Origin of the sequence: Pseudomonas sp. BC42 (assembly GCF_021560055.1) — a bacterium.
In the GTDB taxonomy this organism is placed as follows: domain Bacteria; phylum Pseudomonadota; class Gammaproteobacteria; order Pseudomonadales; family Pseudomonadaceae; genus Aquipseudomonas.
The window spans coordinates 15806-41940 of sequence record NZ_CP091067.1 but is presented as its reverse complement, the minus strand read 5'-3'; the positions used below and the strand labels follow the sequence as shown (position 1 = coordinate 41940).

Below are 26135 nucleotides of genomic sequence, written 5' to 3'. Positions count from 1 at the left end.
GTCAGTGCAGAAAAGGCAGCGCGAACATGGGTTCAGGCTTTTTTTCCTCGTGGACATTCTGGGCGCTGCTCTCGGCAACTTTCGCCGCTTTGACGGCGATCTTCGCCAAAGTCGGGATAGAAAACGTCAATTCAGACTTCGCCACCCTGCTGCGCACCGTGGTGGTCCTGGTCAGCCTGGCCTTGATTTTGTACGCAACGGGCCAATATCAGTCCCTGGGATCGATTTCCACCAGGAGCTATCTGTTCCTGCTGCTGTCGGGACTGGCCACCGGGGCCTCCTGGCTGTGCTATTTCCGCGCCCTGAAACTCGGCCCGGCCTCTCTGGTGGCGCCGGTGGACAAGCTCAGCGTGGTGTTGGTCGCAGTCATCGGCGTGGCCCTGCTGGGCGAGAAACTCGATCTGCGCCAGTGGGGCGGAATCGGCCTGATCACCGCCGGCGTCGTGCTCCTGGCACTGCGTCGCTGAACGGCGACGCAATTGAACCAAAGCCGCGTCCTTGAGGACAAAAAACCTATCGGCGAGCATGCCGGCGAACGGAGCTGAACCGAGCCTGTCAGGCAAAAGCCCGAAACATTATGCCGCTCGCTACTGACACTTCACCTGTGCAATATGGCGCGCGTGCCATCCACAAATGGGAACCCCCTTTATGAAACGTTTTCTTAGCATCGCCATGGCGCTGTGCATCGGCCTGACGATGAGCCTCGACGCCAACGCCAAGCGCTTCGGCGGCGGCAAAAGCGCCGGCGCTGCCCCGACCCACCAGACTCGCCAGGCGGCGCCCGCCACTCCGGGCGCGCCTGCCGCTGCCGCCACCGCTGGCGCAGCCGGTGCTGCAGGTGCCGCGGCCAAGGCCGGTGGCGCTTCGCGCTGGCTCGGCCCTCTGGCCGGCATCGCGGCCGGTGGCCTGCTGGCCTCCATGTTCATGGGCGGCGGCTTCCAGGGCATGCAGATCTTCGACATCCTGATCATGGCGGTCATCGCCTTCGTGATCTTCCGCTTCATCGCCGCGCGTCGCCGCAAGCAGCAGGAGCAGTTCGCTCCCGCCGGTCACGCGCCCATGCAGCGCGAGGCGTTCGAACCGCAGCAGCCTGCCGGCGGCTCGATCTTCGGTGGCTCGGCAGCCCCTGCCGCGCGCCCGGTGATCAACGCTCCGGCCTGGTTCAACGAAGAACGCTTCATTGAAGCGGCGCGCAACCACTTCCAGTCCCTGCAGCAACACTGGGACGCCAATGAAATGGACAAGATCGCCGAGTTCGTGACCCCGCAAATGCTGCAGTTCCTCAAGCAGGAACGTGCCGATCTGGGCGACGGCTTCCAGTCCACCTACATCGACAACCTGCAAGTGCAGCTGGAAGGCGTGGATGACCGCGCCGACAAGACCATCGCCACCCTGACCTTCAGCGGTGTGTCGAAGACCTCGCGCTTCGACCAGGGCGAAGTGTTCAGCGAAAGCTGGAACATGGAACGCGCCCAGGGCGACAACCAGCCATGGCTGGTGGCAGGTATCCGCCAGAACGGTTGATTCATGCCGTTGTCACAGCAGTAAGGCAAAACCCCGACTCAAGTCGGGGTTTTGCATTTCACGATTGCACTTATAGCGAGCTACTGTATAAACCGCCGTCAAACAACCGCGCCATAGAGCTAAGAGGACCCAGGCCGTGGAAGAAGTCATCGAACAACTCCGAGAAGCCAACGAACCGGTACCCGTCCCCCTGGAACTGCCGGACGAAGACCTGCTGGTGGAAATTGAGGAACAGCTGTTCATCAATATCCCGTTCGTCTTCAAAGAGTTCCTGTTGACCGTCAGCGATGTGGTTTACGGCAGCCTGGAGCCGGTCACCGTCACCGACCCGCAATCCCACACTTACCTGCCGGAAGTGGCCGCGACCGCCTGGGACATGGGCGTGCCGCGCGAGCTGATCCCGATCTGCCAGGACGGCGACGACTACTACTGCGTCGAAGAGGACGGCACCGTGGTGCTGTGGTCCGGCGAAGAAGAGCTGATCACCGAGGAATCCTGGGAATCGGTGTGGCACTGGGCGCGGGACGTCTGGCTGGAAAGCTGAGCCGGCTAAAGGCATGAACAGGCTCGCCAGCGCCCTGCTGGCGAGCGGCAAGGTCAATGCCCGCCGTTGTCCTTGCTGTGATCGAAGGTTTCGATCAGCGCCACCTGCATTCGCGTGTGCACGCGGATGAACCAGCGCCACAGCACCGCGGCCACCGCCGCCGCCACCACCGTAATCAGCACCAGCAACTCCAGCGTCGGCAGGATGCTCGACGACAGCGCCGCCAACAGCAGAAAGATCACCAGCAGCGACAGGATCGGAATCACCTCGGCGATGACCCGCCGCACCCGCTGGGTATGACGCCCGGCCATCTCCGCCTTGACCCCCATCTCCGCCAGCAGCATCGACAGCGCCTTGAGCTTGCGATAGGCGGCGATCAGGAACGGCAGCGACAGCAGCAGGGCTGCGCCCCAGATCAACGCCTTCTGCCAGCTCGGATCACTGACCCAACCCTCCAGGTAAGCGCCAATGCGCCTGGCGAAATAGCCGCCGGAAAAGAAGATCGCCACCACCAGCGCCAGATTCACTCCCACTTGCAGGAGGATCTTGCGAATCATCGACGCCAGCAGCGCGCCCTCACCCTGGGGTTGGATGCTGCGCAGCCACTCGCCGTACATCCCCAGCACCCGGCTCAGGCGCTGGGGCACAATCCTCGCCAACTTCAGCGACAAAGGATCGGCAGCGCGGATCAGATAGGGCGTGAGCAAAGTGGTCATGGCCGACACCGCCACCGCCACCGGGTAGAGAAAGTCGCTGGTGACCTGCAGGGTCATGCCCAAGGCGGCGATGATGAAGGAAAACTCGCCAATCTGGGACAGGCCCATCCCCACGCGCAACGAGGTTCGGCCGTCGTTGCCGGCGATAAAGGCCCCCATACCGCAGGAAAACAGCTTGCCCAGGACCACCGCCACGGTGATCACCGCAATGGGCCAGGCGTATTGCAGGAGAATCTGCGGATCGATCATCAGACCGATGGCCACGAAGAAGATCGCGCTGAACAGATCGCGAACCGGTTCGATCAAGCGCTCGATCTTCAGCAACTGGCGGGACTCGGCCATGATCGCGCCAATCAGGAAGGCCCCCAGGACCATGCTGTACTCCAGCTTGACCACCAGCAGGCAGAAGCCGAAACACAACCCCAGCACGGTGATCAGCAGCATCTCGTTGCTGTCGAATCTGGCCACGTAGGCCAGTAGGCGCGGCACCAGCAGAATGCCGATCACCAGGGCCACGATCATGAACAGCGAGAGCTTGCCGACCGTGGAGAACACCTCGCCGGAACTCACCGTGCCGCTGACCGCGATGCTCGACAGCAAGGCGATGATGCCAATGCCGAGAATGTCCTCGACGATCAGCACACCGAAGATCAGCTGGGCGAAGCGCTCGCTCTTCATCTTCAGGTCATTGAGCGCCTTGACGATGATGGTGGTGGAGGAAATGGCCAGGATCGCCCCGAGGAACAGCGAGTCCATGGTGCTCCAGTCGAACCAGCGGCCAATTTCATAGCCGATCCAGATCATCAGGACGATTTCCAGGAAGGCTGCGATAAAGGCCGTGGCCCCCACCTTGAACAGCTTGCGCAGGCTGAATTCCAGCCCCAGACAGAACATCAGGAAGATCACCCCCAGCTCGGCCAGGGTCTTGATGGTCTGCTCATCGTGGATCAGGCCGAAGGGCGGCGTGTGCGGGCCGATGAGGAAGCCGGCGACGATATAGCCCAGCACCACCGGTTGCTTGAGTCGATGAAAGAGAATGGTCACCACGCCTGCGACCAACATGATCACGGCCAGGTCCTGAATGAAGCTGATGGCATGCATGGCCAGGGTTCTCCTTGAAAGCTGGGCGGCGCAGATCGCCACATTAGAAAGCTCTGATCGGCAGTAGGAAAAATCCTTAAGGAGTGTCGGAAAATGCCCTGGAACGGGTGTTTTGCAGGTTAACACCGCGACTTCCGGCAGAAAGGCGGTGCAATATTAGGAAACAGATCCACCGGGGCGTGACGGCGTGGCCCGGCCCGGCGTCCCGTTATCGATGGTTTGAAAACCCTTGAACCCAGCACCCGCAGAGGTGCTCCAGCAACCCCTGCCCAGAACCGTGAGCGTGCTATGGAACCCGGAAACGCCCAGCTGTCGATGACGGTATTGATGACCCCTGACATGGCCAATTTCTCTGGCAATGTGCACGGCGGCACCCTGCTCAAGTACCTCGATGAGGTCGCCTATGCCTGCGCCAGCCGTTATGCCGGTCGCTACGTGGTGACCTTGTCGGTGGACCAGGTAATCTTCCGCGAGCCGGTGCATGTCGGCGAACTGGTGACCTTCCTGGCCTCGGTCAACTACACCGGCAACACCTCCATGGAGGTGGGCATCAAGGTGGTGACCGAGAACATTCGCGAGCGCTCGGTGCGCCACACCAACAGCTGCTTCTTCACCATGGTGGCGGTGGACGACCAGCGCAAACCGGCTCCGGTGCCGCCGCTGCAGCCGGAAACGGCCGATGGCAAGCGTCGCTATATCCAGGCCCAGCAGCGCCGGCAGATCCGCCAGGAACTGGAAAAGCGCTACCAGGAAATCAAGGCCGACGGCCCGTGACCCTCAGGCACACGCGCTGATTCAGCCGGACCACGGACGGTCCCATCACCACGCCCCTGCTGAGCCTCCTGCGCTCGCCCTGCTCTACCCCTGTCGCTTCAGGCAGTCTTCTGCGGTCATCCCGAATGGCCACATCCATCCCTTTTTGACCACATAGAGAGTTATGCCCCGGAGGCGCCGCTGCCAGAATCGCTGGGCAAGGCACAAGCGCACTCCCCGTTTGGGGAGCCTTCGAACCCACGAACGCGTGAGAACAATAACAATGCCCAGCGCCAATACACTCTCCGACAATCCCGCCCTCGTCCCCGGCGATTTCACCCACAGTGCCCAGGGCACCTCCCTGCGCCGCATCCTCGGGCTGCCGGCCCTGGTGTTCTTCGGCCTGGTGTACATGGTCCCGCTGACCGTCTTCACCACCTACGGCGTGGTCACCCAGATCACCGGCGGCAGGACCGCCGCTGCCTATGTAGTGACTCTGCTGGCCATGCTCTTCACCGCCCTGTCCTACAGCGTCATGGTGAAAAAGTACCCGATTGCCGGCTCGGCCTATTCCTACGCCAGCCTCAGTTTCGGACCGGGCATCGGCTTTCTTGCCGGCTGGTCGCTGCTGCTGGATTACCTGTTCCTGCCGATGATCAACTACCTGGTGATCGGCCTGTTTCTCAACCTGGCCTTTCCCGCCGTGCCGGCCTGGGTCTTCGTGGTGGCGACCATCAGCCTGGTGACGCTGCTGAACATTCGCGGCATCGGCTCGGTATCGAGCATGAGCAACCTGATCGTCTGTGCGCAGATGGTGTTCGTGGTGGTGTTCGTGGCCCTGGTGATTCGTCAGCTGGCCGGGGCCGATAGCCTGGACCTGAGCGCGCCCTGGGTCGGCGACGGCAGTCAGGGCGGCCTGCTGCCATTGATGGCCGGGGCGGCGGTGCTGTGCCTGTCGTTCCTCGGCTTTGACGCGGTATCGACCCTGGCCGAGGAAACCCGCGACCCGCGCCGCGACATCCCCCGAGCCATCGTCATCACCACCCTGGGGGCGGGCCTGCTGTTCATCCTGCTGGCCATGACCAGCCAGCTGGCCTTCCCCGGTAGCAGCTTCAAGGACGCCGATTCGGCAGCCAGCGAGGTGATGCTGCACGCCGGCGGACGTTTCCTGGAGATGTTCTTCACTGCTACCTATGTCGCTGGCGCTGCCGGTTCGGCCCTGGCGTCACAGGCCTCGGTGTCGCGCATCCTGTTCAGCATGGGCCGCGACGGCATCCTGCCGCGGCGAATGTTCGGCACCTTGTCCGAGCGCTACAAGACCCCGGTGCTGGCCATTGTCCTGGTGTCGCTGGTGTCCTTGCTGGCCGTGGTCATCGACCTCACCACCCTGGCGTCGATGATCAGCTTCGGCGCACTGGTGGCGTTTTCGGTGGTCAACCTGGCGGTGATCAAGAGCCATCTGGGACGGGGTCAGCCGCGCACCGGTGCACGGCTGCTGCAATACGGCCTGCTGCCGCTGATCGGCTTCGGCCTGATCGTCTGGCTGTGGACCAGCCTTTCGGCCCTGACCCTGGGGATTGGCCTGGCCTGGTTCGCCCTGGGCGCGCTGTACCTGGCGGCTCACACCCGCGGCTTCCGGCAGCCGGCGCCGACGGTGCAGTTCTCCGAGCAGGCCTGACACAGCGGCCCGCCGTTTAAGTCAGAAACCGATCGGCGTGGCCTCGAACCGCACCCGCGGATGGGCAATGCGATCCTGGGCCCGCACCAGCTCCAGCTCGTAGCTGGCGCAGGCCTGGGTTTCCAGCAGCACTTCATGCACCGCCGCGGCGGTGAATTCGAACGCCGCCACCAGGCTGTCACCCAACAGCACCCGGGCCAGGAACAGACCCGACGTCAGGTCGCCCACCCCCACCGGCTGCCGCGGAAACGCCAGCAGCGGACGCCGCAGGTGCCAGCTGCCCTCGGCGGTCACCAGCAGCATCTCGAAGCCTTCCGCCAGCTTGCCCGGGTAGTCCAGGTGCTTGACCAGCACGGCCTTGGGGCCTTTCTCCAGCAGCGAACGGGCCATGCCCAGGCAATCGAACAGCGACTGCGGCTTGCGCCCGCAAAAGCTGTCCAGCTCCAGCTGGTTGGGGCACAGCAAGTCGGCCATGGCGACCGCCTCGTCCAGCAGGAAGTCGCTGACTTCCGCCGGTACGCTGCAGCCCTTTTCCGGATGGCCCATCACCGGGTCGCACAGGTACAGGGCCTTGGGATTGATCGCCTTGATCCGCGCCACGCCGCTGAGAATCGCCCGGCCCTGGGCCGCGCTGCCCAGGTAGCCGGAGAGGATCGCGTCACAGTTGCCCAGCTCGCCGATGGCGGCGATGCCTTCCACCAGCTCGGGAATCTGCTGGGGCGCCAGCACTTCTCCGGCCCAGTGGCCATACTGAGTGTGGTTGGAAAACTGTACGGTATTCAGGGGCCAGACATTCACCCCGACCCGCTGCATGGGGAACACCGCAGCACTGTTACCGGCGTGGCCGAAAACCACATGGGACTGGATCGCAAGCAGGTGGGGCGTACGTTTCATGCAGGATTTTCCATAAAACCGGTGGAATTCAAGCCGCGCAGTATGCGACTAAACGCAGCCTGTACGACAGACCGGAGACGCAGTTAAGCTGATGCCACTTCGTTGGAGCAAACCTTCATGCTGACCCTTGGAAACATCTTTGTGCTGATGCTCCTGGCGACCGGCGCCGCCTGGCTGTGGCACAACCACGGCCTGCGCGAGCGGGCGCTGGAGCGGGTCAAGCAGCACTGCGCGCGGCTCGATATCGAGCTGCTGGACGGCAACGTCGCGCTCAAGCGCATCGGCCTGGTCAAGGACGCCAATGGTCGCCGGCGCCTGGCGCGAATCTACAACTTCGAATTCACCGTGACCGGCGAAACCCGCCACGCCGGGACCATCACCCAGTTCGGCGCCCACAGCGCCCATATCGAGCTGGCGCCTTATCCGTTCGAGGCCAAGGAGCCGCTGCCCAGCGCCGAGGTGATCGAGCTGAGCCAGTGGCGCGAAGAGCATCGCAAGTTCAAACCGTGAGATGCGCCTACAGGCGGCAGGCAGCGAGGCTGGCTTGTAGGGCCGCCATGTCCTGAGGGGTGCTGAAGATCAGCTCCAGGCGCGAATCCCGGCGCCATTCGCTGGGCAGCCAGTTCAGCGGCGAATTATCCAGCCCGTTGCCCGAGCGCCAGCCCTGGTCGCTGTGGATCACCAGCTTGGCCCGACGCCAGTCGAGGTTCTGCAACCAGTGCTCGCCCCGAACCAGATCGAAGCGCTGGCTCGGGTGCCAGCGCCAGCCAATGCTCCAACCCTCCTGCTGAGACTGACTGAGGCAGATCGGCTGCGTCGGATCGCTCCACACCGCCGGTAACTGTGCCAGGCCCTGGGGAACATCCAGTTGCTCCAGCGCCGCCCCGGCGCTGACCTCCAGGCCCGGCAACTCGGCCAGGGGCAAGGCGGCGTGGCGAGTCCAGAACAGCGGCAGGTCCGGCAGTTGCTCCAGTACCCGCAGCCGATCGCTGTCGCTGAGCAGTTCGTCCTTGTTCAACACCAGCAAACCGGCGCTGGCCAGGGCGTCCTGTTGCGCCTGGGGCAGCGGCTTGCCGGCGGCCAGGGCCTGGGCATCCAGCACCAGCACACAGGGCTGCAGCGCCAGCACGCCTTTCCAGGGTGCAACACTCAGTTGCTTGAGCAACTGCGCCGGGTGACCAAGGCCGGAAGGCTCGATGAACAAACGGTCCGGCTTGGCCTTGCGTAGCAGACGCCCCAAACCCACCTGAAACGGCGCGCCGTTGACGCAGCACAGGCATCCACCGGCCACTTCGCCCAGAGCGATGCCGTCTTCATCACGAGTCAGCAAGGCCGCATCCAGGCCGATCTGGCCGAACTCGTTGATCAGCACCGCCCAGCGCTCCTCGGCCGGACGCTGGCTCAGCAGGTGACGGATCAGGCTGGTCTTGCCGGCGCCCAGAGGGCCGGCGATCACATGGGTGGGAATGTTCTGCAGCATGGGAAGGGGGTCCGGAAAGCCTGTGAAGTGATGCTACGCCCTTCCCGAGCAGGGCGAAAATCCGCGCGCTCAAGAACGACGCCGCAGCAGACGCCGTTCTTGAGCGCACTTAAGGTCCTGCGGACCTTGGCGCAGCCTCGCAGGCTCGGCAGCGGCTACACGCCTGGCTCAACCCAGCCAATCAAGGGTAAGGATCAGCCGGCGCTCCCCCGGCGCCGGTTGCGGCGAGCGGTGGATCAGGCCGAACCCTTGGTTGCCGTGCCACTTCTCGCCCTTGAACAGCGCCACCTCACCGCTGCCGATCTGCTGGATCAGCGTCGGGTCACGGGGTTCAGCGCTGGCCTGTCCCAGTTGCCGACGGTCCATCGCCCCTTCGCGCAACCACTGGCTGCCAATCCCGGCGTAGGTGGTGATCAGGCGCACCGGCACATGGTCAACGTGAAAGCGCGGGCACATGGCCTTGTCCAGAACCCGCAGGCGCAAACCCACGCGCTTGGCGCCCAACAGGCAGGCAAAGGCGCTGACCAGCCAGGAAACGTCGGCGATAAAGCCGTCATAACCGTGCAAATCACTGAAGGCCGATGCCAGGCCCTGCAGGTTCGGCAGGGCCTCCTCGTCCGGCAGTTCCAGCGACAGCGACTCCGCCAATGGCTGGTTCAGGGACAGCAGCAACTCACCGAAATCGGCGATATGCGCCGGCAACCGCCGCTGCCAGAGGCCGAGGTTGACCTCGTCCTGCAACACCTCGGCCAGTACCGCCGGGGTGCTGCCGATGGCCTGGCGACGAGAAACCAGGGGCACCACGCCGGGCAGCAGCAGCGCCGGCAGCGGCTTGGCCAGCGGGGTCACCGGTGAATTCAGGGTCAGCATCAGGCCGCCTCCTCTGCATGCCAGGGACCGAAAGGATCGCTCATCAGGCTCCAGGCCTCGGTGCCGAGGGCCATTTCGTCGTCATCCAGCAGGCACAGATCGAGCTCGGCGCAAAGCCGGGCAAAGTCGATGTTCTGGCCGATGAACACCAGCTCCTGGCGGCAGTCGCCCGTGGCCGGGGTCCAGTTGTGCAGGATCGCGGCGGTGCTTTCCTCGTCCTGGGGCCATTGCTGCTTGGGCACGAAGCGCCACCAGCGCCCGGCAAAGCCGTGGCGCATCAAGCCCCCGGCCTGAGACCAGCTGCCCGCCTCCTGGTACTTGCTGGCCAGCCAGAAGAAGCCCTTGGAGCGCAGCAGCTTGCCGTTGACCCAGGGCCGGTTGATGAAGTCGAAGAAGCGCTGCGGATGAAACGGACGCCGGGCGCGGTACGCCGTGGAGGCGATGCCGTACTCCTGGGTTTCCGGCACATGTTCGCCGCGCAGTTCCTGCAGCCAGCCCGGCGCCTGGGCCGCCCGCTCGAAGTCGAAACGCCCGGTGTTGAGGATCTTGGCCAGGGGCACCTGGCCCATGACCATGGGGATGATTTCTGCCTGGGCGTTGAGACGCGCCAGGATCGCCAGCAGCTCCTCGCGCTCGGCGCTGCCGATCAGGTCGATCTTGCTGACCAGGATCACGTCGGCGAACTCCACCTGCTCGATCAGCAGGTCGGTGATCGAACGCTCGTCCTCCTCGCCCAGGGTTTCACCGCGGCTGGCGAGGCTTTCCGCCGCCTGGTAGTCCAGCAGGAAGTTCATGCCGTCGACCACGGTGACCATGGTGTCGAGACGGGCAATATCGGCCAGGCTCTGGCCCGACTCGTCGCGAAAGGTGAAGGTCTCCGCCACCGGCAGCGGCTCGGAGATTCCGGTGGACTCGATCAGCAGGTAATCGAAACGCCCGTCGCGGGCCAGCTTGCCCACCTCTAGCAACAGGTCTTCGCGCAGGGTGCAGCAGATGCAGCCGTTGCTCATTTCCACCAGTTTTTCTTCGGCGCGGTTGAGGCTGACATCGCGTTGCACTTCGCTGCCGTCGATGTTGATTTCGCTCATGTCGTTGACGATCACCGCCACCCGCAGGTTGTCGCGGTTACGCAGGACGTGATTGAGCAGGGTGCTCTTGCCGGCGCCGAGAAAGCCGGACAGCACGGTAACGGGAAGACGCTCGGTCATGGGGGATTCCTCATCAGGTTCGCGGCGGGTCAAGGCGCCCGTTGGTGACGTTCGCGCAGCTCTTGGCGCTCTTTGGCTTCGATGCACAGGGTGGCGGTGGGTCGCAGCAGCAAGCGCTGCAGGCCAATGGGCTCGCCGGTGTCGGCGCACCAGCCGTATTCACCACGGGCCAGGCGCTCCAGGGCCTCGTCGATCTTGTCCAGGAGCTTCTTTTCCCGCTCCAGCAGGCGCAGTTGCCACTGGCGCTGCTCTTCGGCGCTGCCGATGTCGGCGGGGTCGCTGTGGGGTTCCTGTTCGCGCAGTTGGTCGAACTCTGCGGCGATGCGCTCCTGCAGCTCAGTGCGCTGGGCCAGCAGCCGTTCGCGGAAGAAGCCCTGTTGGGCCTCGTTCATGTAGTGCGCTTGGGGTTCGGCGAGGAGCTCTTGTTCAGTCATGGCGGGTCACGGATCAGGCTTTATTTAATGTTATATTATAACAACACAAATTAGCCAACCCTCCCTTGCCGCCCACGACGAAGGGCGCGATGCTGCGCCCCTGCCGCCACGAGAATCGCCATGCGCCTTGCCCTGCCGCTCCTGCTTTCCAGCCTGATCCTGACGTTTGCCGGCCAGGCCGGTGCAGCCGTGCCCAACCCCCTGGCCACTTGCACCCGCAGCGCTACCCTGCTGGCCTGCGTCGATCCGTTGGGCAATGCCTACAGCGTCGCCACGGCAGGCAGCACCACCTACTTGCGCGGGTTCGAGGTGATCGGCAAACGCTATTGGGTGCAGACCAACAGCCGCTACGGCCAACTGACCTTCTTCACCGGCCTGGCTTCCGATGGCGAAGCCTGGGTGGGCTACAGCCAGCGCGTGGGCTGGACCACTCGCAACCGCTTCTCCAGCTCCGGCGGCAGCCGCGGCCAGTTCACCTGCAGCCGTATCAGCGGGTGCTAGCGGCCCTGACCCGCCCCTTTGGCGGAGCCGGCGGGCCAGCGCAGGCAAACTCGGCAACGACCCAACACGCACCGGCCTGTTCGCTACGCGGGGCGGGTGCTCCCGGTTTCCTGGCGCCAGGCCAGGTAGCTGTTGGCCGGCGGGTTCTTCTCGAAATAACGTTGCAGGCCGTTGAACAGGCCATCGGCAAGCGCCTGCTGGTGCCGCGCGGTGACCAGGCGCTGGCGGTCGCGGCTGTTGGAGATGAAGCCGGTTTCCACCAGGATCGACGGCACGTCCGGTGACTTGAGCACCGCAAAGCCCGCCTGCTCCACACGCTTCTGGTGCAAGGTGGTGATCCCCGCCAGGCTCTCCAGCACGGTGCTGCCCAATTGCAGGCTGGCGGCGATGGTGGCGTTCATCGACATGTCCACGATCACCCCCGCCAGCATCGGGTCCTTGTCCTTGAGGTTGAGCAACGTGCTCGCCCCCAACAGATCGGCGCCGTTTTCCCGCTGGGCCATCAAACGCGCGGTGGCCGAAGTCGCACCGCCTTCGGACAGGGCGTACACCGAGGCACCGGACGCGGTCAGGCGCGGCGCCGCGTCGGCATGCACCGAGATGAACATGTCGGCCTGATGCTTGCGGGCAATCTCCACGCGCTTGCGCAACGGCACGAAGAAGTCGTCGTTGCGCACCAGCTTCACGTCGAATCCCTTCTCGCGCTTGAGCCGCTTGGCCAGCAAGCGGGCGATGGCCAGCACCACATCCTTCTCCCGCTCGCCCTTGGCCCCGACCGCGCCGGGGTCCTTGCCGCCATGGCCGGGGTCCACCACCACGATGATGTCGCGCTTGGGATGAGGCTTGCCCGGCGCCGCCTCGGGTCTGACCACGGGCGCGCTGGCCACGACGGTCGGCAGCGCTGCCTTGCCGGGGGCGGACAGGTCCAGCACCAGCCGGTGCCCCTGCCCATCCTGGGGCGGGAGGAGAAAGCTGTTGAGCTGCAGCGGCTGAGTCAGGTCAAGGACGATCCGCGTGTCGCCCCGGCCAAAAGGCCCGGAGCGGATCGCGCGGATCGGGGTATTGGCCAGGTTCAACTGGCTGAAGTCACCCACCAGGCGAGCGCTGCCGACATCGATGATCAGACGCTCCGGGGCGCTGAGGCTGAAGGTTTTGTACTGCACCGGGCCACTCAGATCGAGCACCAGCCGCAGCTTTTCGGCGTCTTTCCACAAACGCGCATGGCGAATCTGCGCGGCGTGAACACTCCAGGGAAACATCAGGGCCGTACCGGCCAACAGCAGGTTGAGCAATTGACGTCTGTGCATGGCAAATACCGCAAAAAAAGGAGCGTCCGTACTCACAAGGCAGGATGAACAACCGTCGAGGAAAAACTTCCCATCGGACGTATTGTTATAATATAACATGTCGAATTATTTCCCACGACGGACCTGTCCATGAACGCGCTGACTCTGCCGGATATCGCCGCGCAGGCCTCACGCCAAGCCTTGCCCCTGGAATGGGTGGGCATGTGCGGCATTGCCTTACCTGTAGTGATCGACGGCCAGCGAACCGCTGCCAAGGCCGATGCCGGTGTCAGCCTCGACGATGGCGAAGCGCGAGGCATTCATATGTCGCGCCTGTACCTGGCCCTGGAAATGCTCGAACAGGAAAGCCTCACCCCGGCGCTGCTGCGCCGGGTTTTGCAGCGTTTCCTTGATAGCCATGAAGGTCTGGCGCATAGCGCCTACCTGAGCATTCAGCTGGATCTGCTGCTGAAACGCCCGGCATTGGTCAGCCCTTTGGCCGGCTGGAAAAGCTACCCGCTGAGCATTGAAGCGCGGCTGAAAAACGCGATGTTCCACGTGGAACTAAAAATCGACGTGCCTTATTCCTCAACCTGCCCCTGCTCGGCGGCATTGGCGCGGCAACTGATCCAGCAGCAATTCATTGATGATTTTGCCGATCGGCCACTGCAACACACCGACGTCCTGGCTTGGCTGGGTTCGTCCCAAGGCATCGTCGCCACGCCCCACAGCCAGCGCAGCAACGCGGCATTGCATTTGCGCCTGGATGATTTCATTGACGAACTGCCGCTGATGGCCTTGATCAACGATGCAGAAAGCGCCCTGGGCACCGCTGTGCAAACCGCAGTCAAGCGCGCCGATGAGCAAGCCTTTGCCCTGGCCAACGGACAGAACCTGATGTTCTGCGAAGACGCCGCCCGCCGCTTGAACCTGGCCCTGCGTCGCTCACCCGGAATCAACGCCTTCCACCTGCGGGTGGTGCATGCCGAAAGCCTGCACGCCCATGACGCCGTGGCGGAAAGTCGCTGGAACTGGGAGGCCTGATGATCCGCTGCGAAAACCTGCGCTGGGGCGCCCCGGGGCAACCGCTGACCCCGGCGCTGGATCTGCACCTGCCCAAGGCCAGCCTGAGCGCGATCATCGGCGCCAACGGGTCGGGCAAGAGCAGCTTGCTGAAAGTCCTCGCCGGGTTGCAGAAGCCACTCTCGGGCAAGGTCCACCTGGGTACGCCGCGCGGCGGTCTGTCGTTCCTGCCACAGCAGCAACACCTGGACCGGCAGTTCCCCATCAGCCTGGAAGAACTGGTGGCCGGTGGCTTCTGGGGCAAACGTGAACCGGCCAGGGCCCGGGGAGAAAAGCTGCGCACGGTACTCGAAGACTGGTGCCTGAGCGGCCTGGAAAAACGCCCGTTGATGGCCCTTTCCGGCGGCGAATTGCAACGCGCCCTGCTCGCCCGCTTGAGCCTGACCGAAGCACCGATACTGCTGTTGGACGAACCCCACGCCGCCCTCGACGAAACAGGCCAGGCCCTGCTCTGGCGCCACCTGCACAACTGGCACGCTCAGGGCCGGACCCTGGTGGTGGTCTGCCATGACCTGGCCGCCGTGCGCCAGCACATCCCCCGGACCCTGCTGGTAAAAAGCAGCGGCTGCGTCTTTGGCCCCAGCCAAGAGCTGATCGTCCAACCACCCTGCGCACAGGTGGCTTGATGCAGTTCGCCGCGCATTTCTGGCAGCCCTTCAGCGAGTTCCTGTTCATGCGCCGGGCCCTGCTCGGCGGCCTGGTCCTGGCCTGCAGCATCGGGCCTCTGGGGGTGTTTCTGATCCTGCGGCGCATGAGCCTGATCGGCGACGCGGTGGCCCACGGCATTCTCCCCGGCGCGGCCCTGGGCTTCTGGTTCGCCGGTCTCAGCCTGCCGGCCCTGACCCTCGGCGGGCTCGGCGCCGGCCTGGGCATGGCCGGGCTGGCCGCCTGGATCACCCGCCGCACCGGCCTGCGGGAAGACGCCAGCATCGCCGCTATCTACCCCATCTCCCTGGCCAGCGGCGTGCTGATTCTCGGGCTGGCGGGCAAACGCCTGGACCTGTTGCACCTGCTGTTTGGCTCGGCCCTGGCGGTGGACGGGCCGACCCTCAACGGCATGCTCCTGGTCTCGACCTTCAGCCTGCTGGCCCTGGCCCTGATCTACAAGGCCCTGTTGCTGGACACCCTCGACCCGCTGTTCCTGCACAGCGTCAGCCGCCTGGGCCCCCTGGCACATGGCCTGTTCCTGACCCTGGTGGTGCTCAATCTGGTGATGGGTTTCCAGGCCATCGGTGCGCTGATGGTGGTCGGCTTGATGATGCTGCCGGCCGCCGCCGCACGCTTCTGGAGCCGACGCCTGCCAAGGCTGCTGGGCATCGCCGCCCTGCTCGGCTGCCTGTCGGTCTGGCTCGGCCTGCTGCTGTCGTTCCATTACTCGCTGCCCAGCGGCCCGGCCATCGTCCTGGTGGCCGGCGGCCTGTACCTGCTGTCCGTGGTGTTCGGTCCGGTGCACGGCCTGCTGCACCGCCCACCCCTGCTCACATCCCCATGAGGTGTTTCCCGATGCGCGCTCTACTCGTGCTGTTCAGCCTGCTGCTGCCATTGTCCTGGTCCAGCGCCCAGGCCGCGGACAAGCTGGCCGTGGTGACCAGCTTCAGCATCCTCGCCGACCTGACCCGCCAGGTCGGCGGCGAGCATGTACAGATCACCAACCTGGTGGGCGCCGACGAGGACGCCCACACCTACGAACCCACGCCGGACGATGCCAAGGCCCTGCTCAAGGCCCGGCTGATCATCAAGAACGGCCTGGGTTTCGAGCCCTGGCTGGATCGCCTGGTGGCCAGCTCGGCCAGCAAGACGCCGGTGATCACCGCCAGTCGCGGGGTGATTCCACGCACCCTGGACGAGGACGGTGAACAGATTCCCGATCCGCACGCCTGGCACAACCTGGCCAATAGCGAACTCTACGTGCACAACATCACCCAGGCGCTGATCGCCGCCGACCCGGCCCACCAGGCCGACTACCAGCGCAACAGCCAGGCCTACCTGCAGCAGATCTATCGCCTGCTGGCCGAAGCCAAGGCCAAGCTCGGCGCCCTGCCTGCGGGCAACCGCAAGATCGTCACCTCCCACGACGCCTTCGGCTACCTGGGTCAGGCCTACGGCATCGACTTCATGGCGCCCCAGGGCCTGTCCACCGAGCGTGAACCCTCGGCCGCCGAAGTCGCGGCGCTGATCACCCAGATCCGCAACGCCAAGGTCAAGGCGGTGTTCATGGAAAACATCAAGGACGCCCGCCTGCTCCAGCAGATCGCCGAGGAAAGCGGCGCCCGCATCGGCGGCACCCTGTACTCCGACGCCCTGGCGGCCAGCGGCCCGGCCAGCACCTTCATCGGCTTGTTCGAATACAACCTCAACACCCTGTACGACGCCTTGAGCCGGCCATGATCCAGCGCCCGCCGCTATCGCTGCTGGACCTGGAAAGCGCTGCCACGGGCAGTCGCTGGCCACTGACCGCGGTGCTCGATGCCCTGCCCTGGAACAGCGACGGCCTGATCGCCGCCATCGCCCAGCAACACGACAGCGGCGAGGTGCTGATGCTGGCCTGGATGAACCGCCGGGCCCTGGCCGAAACCCTGGCCAGCGGCCAGGTCTGCTACTGGTCGCGCTCGCGCCAGTGCCTGTGGCGCAAAGGCGAAAGCTCGGGCCACCGCCAGCGCCTGATCGAAGCGCGCCTGGACTGCGACGGCGACGCCGTACTGCTGCAGGTGGATCAGCACGGCCCGGCCTGCCACACCGGCCGCCCCAACTGTTTCTACAACGCCATTCGCGATGGCGCGGTGGAAGTCATCAGTTCCCCCTTGAAGGACTCGCGCCATGATTCGTAAAAACCCTTCCGGCGACCTGCCGGTGATCGCTGAATCCGCCTACGTCGACAAGACCGCCATCATCTGCGGCAAGGTGGTGATCGGCGACAACGTGTTCGTCGGCCCCTACGCGGTGATCCGCGCCGATGAAGTGGACGCCAGCGGCCAGATGCACGCCATCACCATCGGCGCCAACTCGAACATCCAGGACGGCGTGGTGATCCACTCCAAATCCGGTGCGGCGGTGACCATCGGCCAGCACACCTCCATCGCCCACCGCTCCATCGTCCATGGCCCCTGCGTGGTCGGCGACCGGGTGTTCATCGGCTTCAACAGCGTGCTGTTCAACTGCGAGGTGGGCGACGGCAGCGTGGTCCGGCACAACTCGGTGGTGGACGGTCGCGACCTGCCTCCGGGCTTCTATGTGCCCTCCACCACCCGCATCGGACCCAAGACCGATCTGGCGCAATTCCCTCCGGTGAGCATCAGCGCTTCGGAGTTTTCCGAAGACGTGGCCCGCACCAATGTCGATCTGGTGCGTGGCTACAAGGCCCTGCAGAACGAGTTCTGAGCATGAGCCGAATCCTTATCCGCAATGCCCGGCTGGTGAACGAAGGGCGCGAATTCGACGCCGACCTGCTGGTCAGCCATGGGCGTATCGACACCATCGGCAGCCTCAACCACCTCAGCGCCGACCTGGAAATCGACGCCCGGGGCCACTGGCTGCTGCCGGGAATGATCGACGATCAGGTGCACTTTCGTGATCCCGGCGCGCCGGAAAAAGGCAGCATCCACAGCGAGTCGCGGGCAGCGGTGGCCGGGGGCATCACCAGCTTCATGGACATGCCCAACACCTCACCGGCGACCCTGACCCTGGCCGCCCTGGCGGACAAGAAGCGTCGCGCGGCGGCCACCTCGGTGGCCAACTACGGCTTTCACTTCGGCGTCAGCAACGACAACCTGGACACCGTCGCCGCCCTGGACCCGACCCAGGTCGCCGGGGTCAAGGTGTTCATGGGGGCCTCCACCGGCAACATGCTGGTGGACGACCCCGAGGTACTGGACCGGCTGTTTCGCCAGGTGCCAACCCTGCTCCTGGCCCACTGCGAACACACTCCGAGCATCCAGGTCGTGCAACAACGCTGGCAGCAACTCTACGGCGAACAGATTCCCGCCGCCGCCCACCCGCGTATTCGCGACGCCGAGGCCTGCTACCGCTCCTCGTCCCTGGCGGTGGAACTGGCAAGGAAACACGGCACCCGCCTGCACGTGCTGCATTTGACCAGCGCCCGGGAACTGGCGCTGTTCGAGGATCGGCCACTGGCGCAAAAGCGCATCACCGCCGAAGTCTGCCTGCACCACCTGCTGTTCGATGACCGCGACTATCCGCGCCTGGGCCACCTGATCAAATGCAACCCGGCGATCAAGACCCAGGCCGATCGCGATGCCCTGCGCCAGGCCCTTAACAGCGAGCGCCTGGACGTCATCGGCAGTGACCACGCGCCCCACACCTGGGAGCAGAAGCAGCAGCCCTACACCCGCGCGCCAGCGGGCCTGCCCCTGGTGCAACACGCCCTGCCGGCCCTGCTGGAGCTGGTGGCCGACCGGATCCTGCCGCTGACCACCCTGGTGGCCAAGACCAGCCATCGGGTGGCCGATCTGTTCGCCATTCCCGACCGCGGCTACCTGCGCGAAGGCTATTGGGCCGATCTGGTGCTGATCCGTCCCGAACCCGAAGGGCTGGCCGTGGACAGCCAGCCGATCCTGGCCCAATGCGCCTGGACGCCGTTCGCCGGCCGGCGCTTTCGCCATAGCGTCGCCACCACCCTGGTGTCCGGCCAGCTCGCCTGGCACCAGGGCCGCCTGTACGACCACTGTCAGGGCCTGCCCCTGCGCTTCACCCGTTAACCGCCTGATACCAAGGACCACCGAAGATGATCCGCATCACCCTGCCTGATGGCGCGTGCCGTGAGTACGACCAGCCGTTGTCCGTGTTCGAGGTGGCCGCCAGTATCGGCAGTGGCCTGGCCAAAGCCGCCGTGGCCGGGTGGGTCGATGGCCGCCTGGTGGACTGCGACCACCTGCTGACCGGCGACGCGCGGCTGAGCCTCATCACCGCGAGCGATCCCGAGGGTCTGGAGGTGCTGCGCCACTCCTGCGCCCACCTGCTGGCCATGGCGGTCAAGCAGCTGTATCCCACGGCCCGGGTGGCCATCGGGCCACTGATCGAGGACGGTTTCTTCTACGACTTCGCCCATGAACGCCCTTTCACCCCCGAAGACCTGGCGCTGATCGAGGCGCGCATGCACAGCCTGGCCGCCACCAACCACCGCGTGCACCGCCGCGAGCTGTCCCGGGAGCAGGCGCTGCAACACTTCCAGGACCAGGGCGAGCCATACAAGGTCGAGCTGATCCGCGACCTGCCCGAGGACGCCGTGCTGTCGCTGTACCGTCAGGGCGACTTCGAAGACTTGTGTCGCGGCCCCCACGTGCGCAGCACCGGCCAGTTGCGCGCCTTCAAACTGACCAAGGTGGCTGGCGCCCATTGGCGTGGCGACGTCGACGGCGTACCGCTGCAACGAATCTACGGCACCTGCTGGGCCACCCGTCAGGACCTGGACGCCTATCTGGCGCGCCAGGAACAGGCGGCCAGACGCGACCATCGCAAGCTCGGGCAACAGCTGGACCTGTTCCATTTCGACGACTGCGCCCCCGGCTCGGTGTTCTGGCACGCCAAGGGCTGGACCCTGTTCACGCAGTTGATCGGCTACATGCGCCAACGCCAGGAGCAGGCCGGCTACCAGGAAGTGAACACCCCGGACGTGATGGACCGCAGCCTCTGGGAAACCTCCGGGCACTGGCAGAACTACCGCGACCACATGTTCACCACCAGCACCGAGGACCGGCGCACCTTCGCCCTCAAGCCGATGAACTGCCCCGGCGCGGTGGCGATCTTCGGCCACGGCAGCAAGAGCTACCGCGACCTGCCGCTGCGCCTCGCCGAATTCGGCAAGGTCCATCGCTACGAACCTTCGGGGGCGCTGCACGGCCTGCTGCGGGTGCGCCACTTCACCCAGGACGACGCCCACATCTTCTGCACCGCGCAACAGATGCAGGACGAATGCGCCCGCACCATCGCCCTGGTGTTCGACATCTATAAGGAGTTCGGTTTCGACGAGGTGGCGGTGAAACTCTCCACCCGCCCGGCCCATCGCATCGGCAGCGATGACGTCTGGGACCAGCTTGAAGGCGCACTGATCGGTGCCCTGCAAAGCATGCGGATCGACTATCGGCTCAACCCGGGAGAAGGCGCCTTCTACGGTCCCAAACTGGAGTTCGTACTGCGCGACGCCATCGGCCGCGACTGGCAGTGCGGCACCCTGCAGGTGGACCTCAACCTGCCCGAGCGCTTTGCCATCAGCTACGTCGACGACCACGGCGAACGGCGCCAGCCGGTGATGCTGCACCGAGCGCTGTTCGGTTCCCTGGAACGTTTTATCGGCATTCTCCTCGAGCACCATGGCGGTGCCCTGCCCCTGTGGCTGGCGCCGCAGCAAGTGGCGGTGCTGAACATCAGCGCGGCCCAGGCGGACTATGCCCAGGCCATCACCGAACGCCTGCGCCGGCATGGACTGCGGGCCAGTGCCGACCTGCGCAACGAAAAGATCGGCTACAAGATCCGCGAGCACAGCCTGCAGAAAGTGCCCTATCTGCTGGTGATCGGGGACAAGGAGCAAGCCGGAGGCTATGTCAGCCTGCGCAGCCGCAAGGGCGAAGACCTGGGGCAACTGACCCTGGAGCAGGCGGTGCAACGCATGGTCTAGGCGTGGCGCCGGCTTATCGGCCAGGGCCCGGCGCCCGGTTTCTGGCGGGCGCCTGCACCGGCAAACCGGCTACGGGGCGGGATCAGGAAGCCCGGGGCTTGACCGTGCCGCAATCCTGGCCGAGCCACACGGCGCGGGTGTCCATGCTGCCTTTTTGCTGTATGCCGGTGGCATTGAAGGTGCCGATCACGTTGGTGGTGAACTCGCGATCACTGATGAACCTGGCCACCCCGTTGCCCTGGGCCTTGGGACAACTGAAGCGAAACTTCCACTGGTTGCCGTTGCGCTCGGTGACCTGCTGCTGGCAGCCCGACTGCGGGTCCTGCAGCGGAATGGTATCGGACTTGACCTGATCCGGCGTCAGGCACACGCGAATGCCCTTGCCGCCCATGGTCACTCCCTGTTTCTCCAGCATGGCCCGTTGCTCAGGGGTCATCTGCTGCTGCAACTGGCCGAGGATCAGCGACAGATCCGGCAGGTTCTGGTCATCGACCTTCATGTTGCTGCTGGTCAGTTCCCACAAGCCCGGTTGCAGCATCTGCGCCTGCGCCGCCAGTGGCAGCGCCATTCCCGCCGCCAACGCCCAACCCAGTAAACGAAGTTTCATCGAATGACTCCTAGACAGTAGTGGCCGTTAGACTTCAAGCAAGGCACGGCGTTGCATGCAGAATAAAATAGCGACATTCGCCGTGGAACATGGTCTGTTAGGCATTGAATCTTCAGGAGCAAGGCTGCCCCCATGGATTATTTTGGCCCGCACATCTTCGGCTATCTCATTGCGCTGCTGCATTTTCTCGGGTTGATCGCCGCGATCCACGCGGTGTTCACCGTCAGGACCGCCCAAGGCGCCATTGCCTGGGCCCTGTCGCTGATGTTCATGCCCTACCTGACCCTGATCCCCTACCTGGTGTTCGGCCGCAGCACCTTCGACGCCTACATCAAGGCCCGGCGCCAAGCCAACGTGGAAATGCACAAGGCCATCAACGAGCTGAACTGGCGCCCCTGGGTCGAAGAAGCCCTGACCGCCCGGGCCTCCCAGGCCTATGCCTCGCTGCGGGCCATGCCCAAGCTCGGTCGCATGCCGTGCCTGGCCAACAATCGGCTGCGCCTGCTGGTCAATGGCGAGGCCACCTTCGAAGCGATCTTCAACGCCATCCGCCGTTCCCACACGGCGGTGCTGATCCAGTTCTTCATCATCCACGACGACGAGTTGGGCCGGCGCCTGCAACGCCTGCTGCTGGAAAAGGCCGCCGAAGGCGTGTCGATCCACCTGCTCTACGACGGTATCGGCAGCCATTCCCTGCCCGCCAGCTACGTGCAGACCCTGCGCGACGCCGGGGTTCAGGTGCATGCCTTCGCCACCCGCAGTGGCTGGCTCAATCGCTTTCAGGTGAACTTCCGCAACCACCGCAAGATCGTGGTGGTGGACGGCATGCTGGGGTTTGTCGGCGGGCACAACGTCGGCGACGAATACCTGGGCAAGAAGCCGCCCCTGGCCCCCTGGCGCGATACCCACGTGCAGGTCAGCGGCCCGGTGGTGGCCTGCCTGCAGGAGTCCTTTGCCGAAGACTGGTTCTGGGCCGCGCGGCAACTGCCACCGCTGATCCTGCCGGACGCCTACCCCGACGGCGGCGTGCTCTGCCAACTGCTGGCCAGCGGCCCGGCGGATGCCTACGAAACCTGCTCGCTGTTCTTCGTCGAGGCGATCCACGCCGCCAGCGAACGGGTGTGGATCACCAGCCCGTACTTCATTCCCGACGAGGCGGTGTTCGCCGCCCTGCGCCTGGCGGTGCTGCGCGGTGTGGACGTGCGCATCCTGCTGCCGGCGCGCCCGGACCATCGCATCGTCTACGCCGCCTCCAGCCTCTATGCCTTCGAGGCGGTGCGCGCCGGGGTCCGGGTCTTCCGTTATCAGCCCGGGTTCCTGCATCAAAAAGTGGTGTTGATCGACAACGAGATCAGCGCCATTGGCAGCGCCAACCTGGACAACCGCTCCTTCCGCCTGAATTTCGAAGTGATGTTGCTCACCGTGGACGACGACTTCGCCACCGAGGTGGAGGACATGCTCAAGGCCGACTTCGCCAAGGCCCGGGAAGTCGCCAAGGAAGAAAGCCGCCAGACCCACCGCCTGCAACAACTGGGCATGCGGGTCGCGCGGCTGATTTCACCGATTCTGTAAGTCGCCGCTCAGGGTCGGCCTAAGGGTGGTAGAGGTCGTCGCGGGTCCAGGGCAACTCATGGCTGCCATCGGCATGGGCCTTGACCGCGAGGATCTGGTGCAGGTTGATCCAGCCCTTGGCGAACGCATAGGCGCACCCCGCCAGGTACAGTCGCCAGATCCGTAGCGCCTGCTCGGGAACCAGCCGGGCGGCGGCCTCCAGGTTGTCCTCCAGGCGTTCGCTCCAGTGGTCCAGGGTGCGGGCGTAATGCAGGCGCAGGCTTTCGACATCGACGATTTCCAGCCCGGCGTCGCTGATCTGCGCAGAGATCATCGCCAGGTGCGGCAGCTCGCCATTGGGGAACACATAACGCTCGATGAAGTCACCGGCGCCCCGGCCCACGGGACGTCCATCGATGTGCTTGGCGGTGATCCCGTGGTTCATCACCAGGCCGCCCTCGCGCACCGCGTTGAACAGGGTCCGGCAATACTGCGCCAGGTTGGCGTGGCCCACGTGTTCGAACATGCCGACGCTGACCACCTTGTCGAAGCGGCCATCCTGGGGCAGATCGCGATAGTCCAACAGCTGCAGTTCCACCAGATCGTCCAGGCCCTCGGCACTCACCCGCTCCCGCGCCAGGGCCAGTTGCTCCTTGCTCAGGGTGATGCCGAAGACCCTGGCGCCGAACTCGCGGGCCGCGTAGCGGGCCAGTCCGCCCCAGCCGCAACCCACATCCAGCAGGTAGTCCCCCGGTTGCAGGCGCAGCTTGCGGCACAGATGGCGGAACTTGGCTTGCTGGGCCTGCTCCAGGGACTCGCTGCCGGTCTCGAAATAGGCACACGAATAGGCCATGTCACTGTCGAGCCAGAGCTGATAGAAGGCGTTGGAAAGGTCGTAGTGATAGGAAATGGCGGCCGCGTCCGTGGCCTTGTCGTGCAGGGTGCGCACCGGCTGATTGTCGCCGTCCTCATCCAGCAGGGCCTGGCTCAGCTCGTCGCAGACCCGGATGACTTCGCTGATGGAACCTTCGAGTTCCAGCTTGCCCTCGACAAAGGCGCCCCCCAGCGCATCGAGGCTGGGATGGGTGAATTGCGCGACCAGCTGCGGGTCCTTGACCACGATGGTGACGCTGGGCTCCGGCCCAAGATTGAATTCATGGCCATCCCAAAGCCGCAGGCGCAAGGGCAATTGCAGATTCTGTAAGGCCGGTGGAAGTTGCGCGAGCATGAAAAATCCCCCCTGTTTCAGACGTCTGAAATGAGGGTAGACCATCTTGAAAAAATAGCTGGCTATCGAATTTCCAGCGTTTTTTTCAGGATTCGCGGCGAACCACCAGGCCCTCTTCGACCCACTGTTTCAGCCAGGTAACCGCCTGCAACGGGGCCCCCTCAGAGCAAGTGACGGCCAGCTCGGCGCAGAGTTCCGCGAAATTCCACTGTTGCTCGATCATGCCCCGCAGTGCTGCGGCTTCTTCGGCTGTCAGGCTGCGATACCGGCAGACCCGCTCCGCTCGCCAGACCAGGCACACCTGTTGCTGATCGAGTAAGGCACTGTCGGGGAAATCCCCCTGCTCCTTGACCGCGCGCCACTGGGCCAGGCTGTTGTAGCGACAGTCGAGCCACTGCACACAGGGCGCCAGGCGCAGTTGCAGCAGCGGCCATTGTTCGGCCTCCAGCCCGGCCATGGCGGCCACCGTCAGCACCTGGGCTTCGGCGGCATCGAAGGCCAGGGTGAAGGCCCATTCCAGGCGTGCCAGTTCCGCCAGGGGCGCGCCCTGCTCCGGCACCAGATGGCCCTGGATAAACTCGGCAAAACCCTGCCCCAGCCAGCGCAGGCTGAAATGCCGGGACGGGCATTGGCGAATATAGGCGCCGGTCAGCGCCTGGAATTCAGCGTCCCCCAGCCAGTGCCAGATGGCCGGGAAGTCGCTGCCCATGACCTCCTGCAGCCGGGCCAGGTAGGCGTTGTGATAGATCGCCAGGCCCGTCTCGACATCCAGGGTCGGGCCACCGATCAGGCTCTCTTGCAGAGCCGCGCGAGCCTGGGCCTGTTCACCCAGCAGATAGCTTTCGAAAGCCCGTTGCCAGTCATTCAGGCGCATCGCTGCCTCCCGGCCAGAGCCTGTTGCCCGAGCGCGCGGGCCTTGTGCAGTTCGGTGAGCAGCTCTTGCAAGGGTGGAAAATGATCGTCGCGCTCCAGCAGGGTCGCCACCGGCCCCAGGTGTTCAAGGGTGCGTTGATACAGTGCCCAGACCGGATCGCACACCGGATGGTCGTGGGTGTCGATCACGTAATCGCCGTAGTCCTGGTGCCCGGCCAGATGCAGTTGCCGCACCCGCTGCGCCGGCAACCCCTGGATGAACTGCCAAGGATCGAAACCGTGATTGCGCGCACTGACATAGACGTTGTTCACGTCCAGCAGCAGCTCGCAGCCGCTGAGCTGGCTCAAGGCCGCGAGAAACTCCCATTCGCTGAATTGATCGGCCGCGGCACGCACGTAACTGGAGACGTTCTCCAGCACCAGGGGCCGCTCCAGTACGTCCTGTACCTGACGCACCCGACCCGCCACGTACTCCAGGCTTTCCTCGGTGTAGGGCAAGGGCAGCAGATCGTGCAGTTGATGAGCGTTGCCCCGGCTCCAGCACAGGTGATCGGAGACCCAGGCCGGGTCCACCTGTCGGGCCAGTTGCTTGAGTTGCTTGAGGTAGTCCAGGTCCAGGGCGTGGGGGCCGCCAATGGACAGCGACACCCCATGCATCACGATGGGGTAACGCTCGGCAATGGCGTCCAGGTAATACAGAGCCTTGCCGCCCTCGACCATGAAGTTCTCGGACACCACTTCAAACCAGTCGATATCCGGTGCTTCTTCGAGAATCTGCTGGTAGTAGGCGCTGCGCAAACCCAGGCCGTAGCCCAGGCAGGAAGAAAGGTCAGACATAGCGAACTCCTCGCAACGTGGCCGCAGTGGTGGTCAGCCGCCACTGCGGCAGCACGGATTCGCCGCTTACTCGCCGACTTTGCCGCCGGCTTTTTCGCACGCCGCCTGGGTCATGGCCTTGAACCCCTGGCCCTTGCAGGCGCCCATGCCTTTGCAGGCGTGGTCCTTGGTCTTGCAGTCGTTCTGGCCTTTGCAGGCGTTGACGCCGTAGCAGTGCACCTGGGCATCGGCAGCAGACACTTGAGTCACGACACCGGCAAACATAGTGGCGGCAGCAAAGGCCAGGGCAGCACCGGCAGCGGTTTTCTTCATGTTCATTTTTTATTCCTCAATAGT

The 26135-nt window shown here is 64.6% G+C and carries 28 protein-coding genes; 16 read left to right on the top strand and 12 right to left on the bottom strand.

The window, feature by feature from the left end; translation table 11 throughout:
* Positions 1–26 precede the first annotated feature (26 nt).
* The 3 genes from L1O02_RS00210 to L1O02_RS00200 all read left to right on the top strand — a co-directional run bounded on the left by L1O02_RS00210 (position 27) and on the right by L1O02_RS00200 (position 2068).
* The gene (locus L1O02_RS00210) at positions 27–467 is read left to right on the top strand and encodes an EamA family transporter (protein ID WP_060841802.1); all 441 of its coding nucleotides are present in this window, start codon (positions 27–29) and stop codon (positions 465–467) included.
* 181 nt (positions 468–648) lie between these two features.
* Positions 649–1524, top strand: a complete 876-nt coding sequence (locus tag L1O02_RS00205) for a Tim44 domain-containing protein (RefSeq protein WP_047306692.1) — start codon at positions 649–651, stop codon at positions 1522–1524.
* 136 nt (positions 1525–1660) lie between these two features.
* Positions 1661–2068 (top strand): SMI1/KNR4 family protein, encoded by a 408-nt coding sequence (locus tag L1O02_RS00200; RefSeq protein WP_007927598.1) that lies wholly within the window; start codon positions 1661–1663, stop codon positions 2066–2068.
* 53 nt (positions 2069–2121) lie between these two features.
* Here L1O02_RS00200 and L1O02_RS00195 read toward each other — a convergent pair whose 3' ends face one another.
* On the bottom strand, positions 2122–3885 hold the full coding sequence (locus L1O02_RS00195; protein ID WP_235759373.1) for a cation:proton antiporter: 1764 nt from the start codon (positions 3883–3885) through the stop codon (positions 2122–2124).
* Positions 3886–4173: 288 nt separating this feature from the next.
* Between L1O02_RS00195 and L1O02_RS00190 the strand changes: the two genes are divergently transcribed.
* Together L1O02_RS00190 and L1O02_RS00185 are read left to right on the top strand one after the other, a co-directional pair.
* Entirely contained in the window at positions 4174–4659 is a 486-nt protein-coding gene (locus L1O02_RS00190; RefSeq protein WP_060841804.1) for an acyl-CoA thioesterase, read from the top strand.
* A gap of 262 nt (positions 4660–4921) precedes the next feature.
* Positions 4922–6316, top strand: coding sequence for an APC family permease (locus tag L1O02_RS00185; protein ID WP_235759371.1), 1395 nt, complete (start codon positions 4922–4924; stop codon positions 6314–6316).
* A 21-nt stretch (positions 6317–6337) separates the two neighbouring features.
* On the opposite strand, the gene pdxY is transcribed toward L1O02_RS00185, so the two are convergent.
* On the bottom strand, positions 6338–7210 hold the full coding sequence (gene pdxY, locus L1O02_RS00180; RefSeq protein WP_060841806.1) for a pyridoxal kinase PdxY: 873 nt from the start codon (positions 7208–7210) through the stop codon (positions 6338–6340).
* Between the two features lie 117 nt (positions 7211–7327).
* On the opposite strand from pdxY, the gene L1O02_RS00175 reads away from it, so the two are divergent.
* Positions 7328–7720: a DUF3301 domain-containing protein gene (locus L1O02_RS00175; protein ID WP_060841807.1), complete on the top strand. Its 393-nt coding sequence runs from the start codon at positions 7328–7330 to the stop codon at positions 7718–7720.
* A 7-nt stretch (positions 7721–7727) separates the two neighbouring features.
* On the opposite strand, the gene L1O02_RS00170 is transcribed toward L1O02_RS00175, so the two are convergent.
* The 4 genes from L1O02_RS00170 to dksA form a co-directional block, all read right to left on the bottom strand.
* Positions 7728–8690, bottom strand: coding sequence for a CobW-like GTP-binding protein (locus L1O02_RS00170; protein ID WP_235759369.1), 963 nt, complete (start codon positions 8688–8690; stop codon positions 7728–7730).
* Between the two features lie 168 nt (positions 8691–8858).
* A complete protein-coding gene (locus L1O02_RS00165; protein WP_235759367.1) occupies positions 8859–9560 on the bottom strand; it encodes a DUF1826 domain-containing protein in 702 nt (233 codons plus the stop codon).
* Positions 9560–10768 carry a zinc metallochaperone GTPase ZigA gene (gene zigA / locus L1O02_RS00160; RefSeq protein ID WP_060841810.1) on the bottom strand — a complete coding sequence of 403 codons (1209 nt, stop codon included), beginning with the start codon at positions 10766–10768 and terminating at the stop codon, positions 9560–9562. The genes L1O02_RS00165 and zigA overlap by 1 nt, the downstream gene beginning before the upstream one ends.
* 29 nt (positions 10769–10797) lie before the next feature.
* Positions 10798–11202 carry an RNA polymerase-binding protein DksA gene (dksA, locus tag L1O02_RS00155; protein WP_060841811.1) on the bottom strand — a complete coding sequence of 135 codons (405 nt, stop codon included), beginning with the start codon at positions 11200–11202 and terminating at the stop codon, positions 10798–10800.
* 120 nt (positions 11203–11322) lie between these two features.
* Between dksA and L1O02_RS00150 the strand changes: the two genes are divergently transcribed.
* Positions 11323–11703 carry a hypothetical protein gene (locus tag L1O02_RS00150; protein ID WP_060841812.1) on the top strand — a complete coding sequence of 127 codons (381 nt, stop codon included), beginning with the start codon at positions 11323–11325 and terminating at the stop codon, positions 11701–11703.
* Positions 11704–11786: 83 nt separating this feature from the next.
* Here the strand turns inward: L1O02_RS00150 and L1O02_RS00145 are convergent, their stop codons facing one another.
* Complete coding sequence (locus L1O02_RS00145; RefSeq protein ID WP_235759365.1) at positions 11787–13010, bottom strand: N-acetylmuramoyl-L-alanine amidase; 1224 nt, start codon at positions 13008–13010, stop codon at positions 11787–11789.
* A gap of 129 nt (positions 13011–13139) precedes the next feature.
* Between L1O02_RS00145 and folE2 the strand changes: the two genes are divergently transcribed.
* From folE2 to thrS, 8 genes are read left to right on the top strand one after another with little or no spacing between them, the layout of a single operon-like run.
* Positions 13140–14033, top strand: a complete 894-nt coding sequence (folE2, locus tag L1O02_RS00140) for a GTP cyclohydrolase FolE2 (RefSeq protein WP_235759363.1) — start codon at positions 13140–13142, stop codon at positions 14031–14033.
* Positions 14033–14698 (top strand): ATP-binding cassette domain-containing protein, encoded by a 666-nt coding sequence (locus L1O02_RS00135; RefSeq protein ID WP_235759361.1) that lies wholly within the window; start codon positions 14033–14035, stop codon positions 14696–14698. Before folE2 ends, L1O02_RS00135 begins: the two co-directional genes overlap by 1 nt.
* Positions 14698–15564 (top strand): metal ABC transporter permease, encoded by an 867-nt coding sequence (locus L1O02_RS00130; RefSeq protein ID WP_235759359.1) that lies wholly within the window; start codon positions 14698–14700, stop codon positions 15562–15564. Before L1O02_RS00135 ends, L1O02_RS00130 begins: the two co-directional genes overlap by 1 nt.
* Positions 15565–15575: 11 nt before the next feature.
* Entirely contained in the window at positions 15576–16460 is an 885-nt protein-coding gene (locus L1O02_RS00125; protein ID WP_060841817.1) for a metal ABC transporter substrate-binding protein, read from the top strand.
* Positions 16457–16900, top strand: a complete 444-nt coding sequence (gene hisI / locus L1O02_RS00120; RefSeq protein ID WP_060841818.1) for a phosphoribosyl-AMP cyclohydrolase — start codon at positions 16457–16459, stop codon at positions 16898–16900. Before L1O02_RS00125 ends, hisI begins: the two co-directional genes overlap by 4 nt.
* Complete coding sequence (locus L1O02_RS00115) at positions 16890–17450, top strand: carbonate dehydratase (RefSeq protein ID WP_060841819.1); 561 nt, start codon at positions 16890–16892, stop codon at positions 17448–17450. Before hisI ends, L1O02_RS00115 begins: the two co-directional genes overlap by 11 nt.
* A gap of 2 nt (positions 17451–17452) precedes the next feature.
* Positions 17453–18787 (top strand): dihydroorotase, encoded by a 1335-nt coding sequence (locus L1O02_RS00110; protein ID WP_108544969.1) that lies wholly within the window; start codon positions 17453–17455, stop codon positions 18785–18787.
* Between the two features lie 26 nt (positions 18788–18813).
* Positions 18814–20703 (top strand): threonine--tRNA ligase, encoded by a 1890-nt coding sequence (thrS, locus tag L1O02_RS00105; RefSeq protein ID WP_235759357.1) that lies wholly within the window; start codon positions 18814–18816, stop codon positions 20701–20703.
* Positions 20704–20785: 82 nt separating this feature from the next.
* On the opposite strand, the gene L1O02_RS00100 is transcribed toward thrS, so the two are convergent.
* Positions 20786–21310 carry a DUF3617 domain-containing protein gene (locus L1O02_RS00100; RefSeq protein ID WP_016966262.1) on the bottom strand — a complete coding sequence of 175 codons (525 nt, stop codon included), beginning with the start codon at positions 21308–21310 and terminating at the stop codon, positions 20786–20788.
* Positions 21311–21442: 132 nt separating this feature from the next.
* Between L1O02_RS00100 and cls the strand changes: the two genes are divergently transcribed.
* Positions 21443–22882: a cardiolipin synthase gene (gene cls, locus L1O02_RS00095; protein ID WP_235759355.1), complete on the top strand. Its 1440-nt coding sequence runs from the start codon at positions 21443–21445 to the stop codon at positions 22880–22882.
* A gap of 19 nt (positions 22883–22901) precedes the next feature.
* Here the strand turns inward: cls and cfaB are convergent, their stop codons facing one another.
* The 4 genes from cfaB to L1O02_RS00075 form a co-directional block, all read right to left on the bottom strand.
* Positions 22902–24089, bottom strand: a complete 1188-nt coding sequence (gene cfaB, locus L1O02_RS00090) for a C17 cyclopropane fatty acid synthase CfaB (protein ID WP_060841823.1) — start codon at positions 24087–24089, stop codon at positions 22902–22904.
* Between the two features lie 85 nt (positions 24090–24174).
* Positions 24175–24963 carry a DNA-binding domain-containing protein gene (locus L1O02_RS00085; RefSeq protein ID WP_060841824.1) on the bottom strand — a complete coding sequence of 263 codons (789 nt, stop codon included), beginning with the start codon at positions 24961–24963 and terminating at the stop codon, positions 24175–24177.
* Positions 24954–25799: a DUF692 domain-containing protein gene (locus L1O02_RS00080; RefSeq protein ID WP_235759354.1), complete on the bottom strand. Its 846-nt coding sequence runs from the start codon at positions 25797–25799 to the stop codon at positions 24954–24956. Before L1O02_RS00080 ends, L1O02_RS00085 begins: the two co-directional genes overlap by 10 nt.
* A gap of 66 nt (positions 25800–25865) precedes the next feature.
* Positions 25866–26117, bottom strand: a complete 252-nt coding sequence (locus tag L1O02_RS00075) for a membrane protein (protein WP_016966257.1) — start codon at positions 26115–26117, stop codon at positions 25866–25868.
* Positions 26118–26135: the final 18 nt, after the last annotated feature.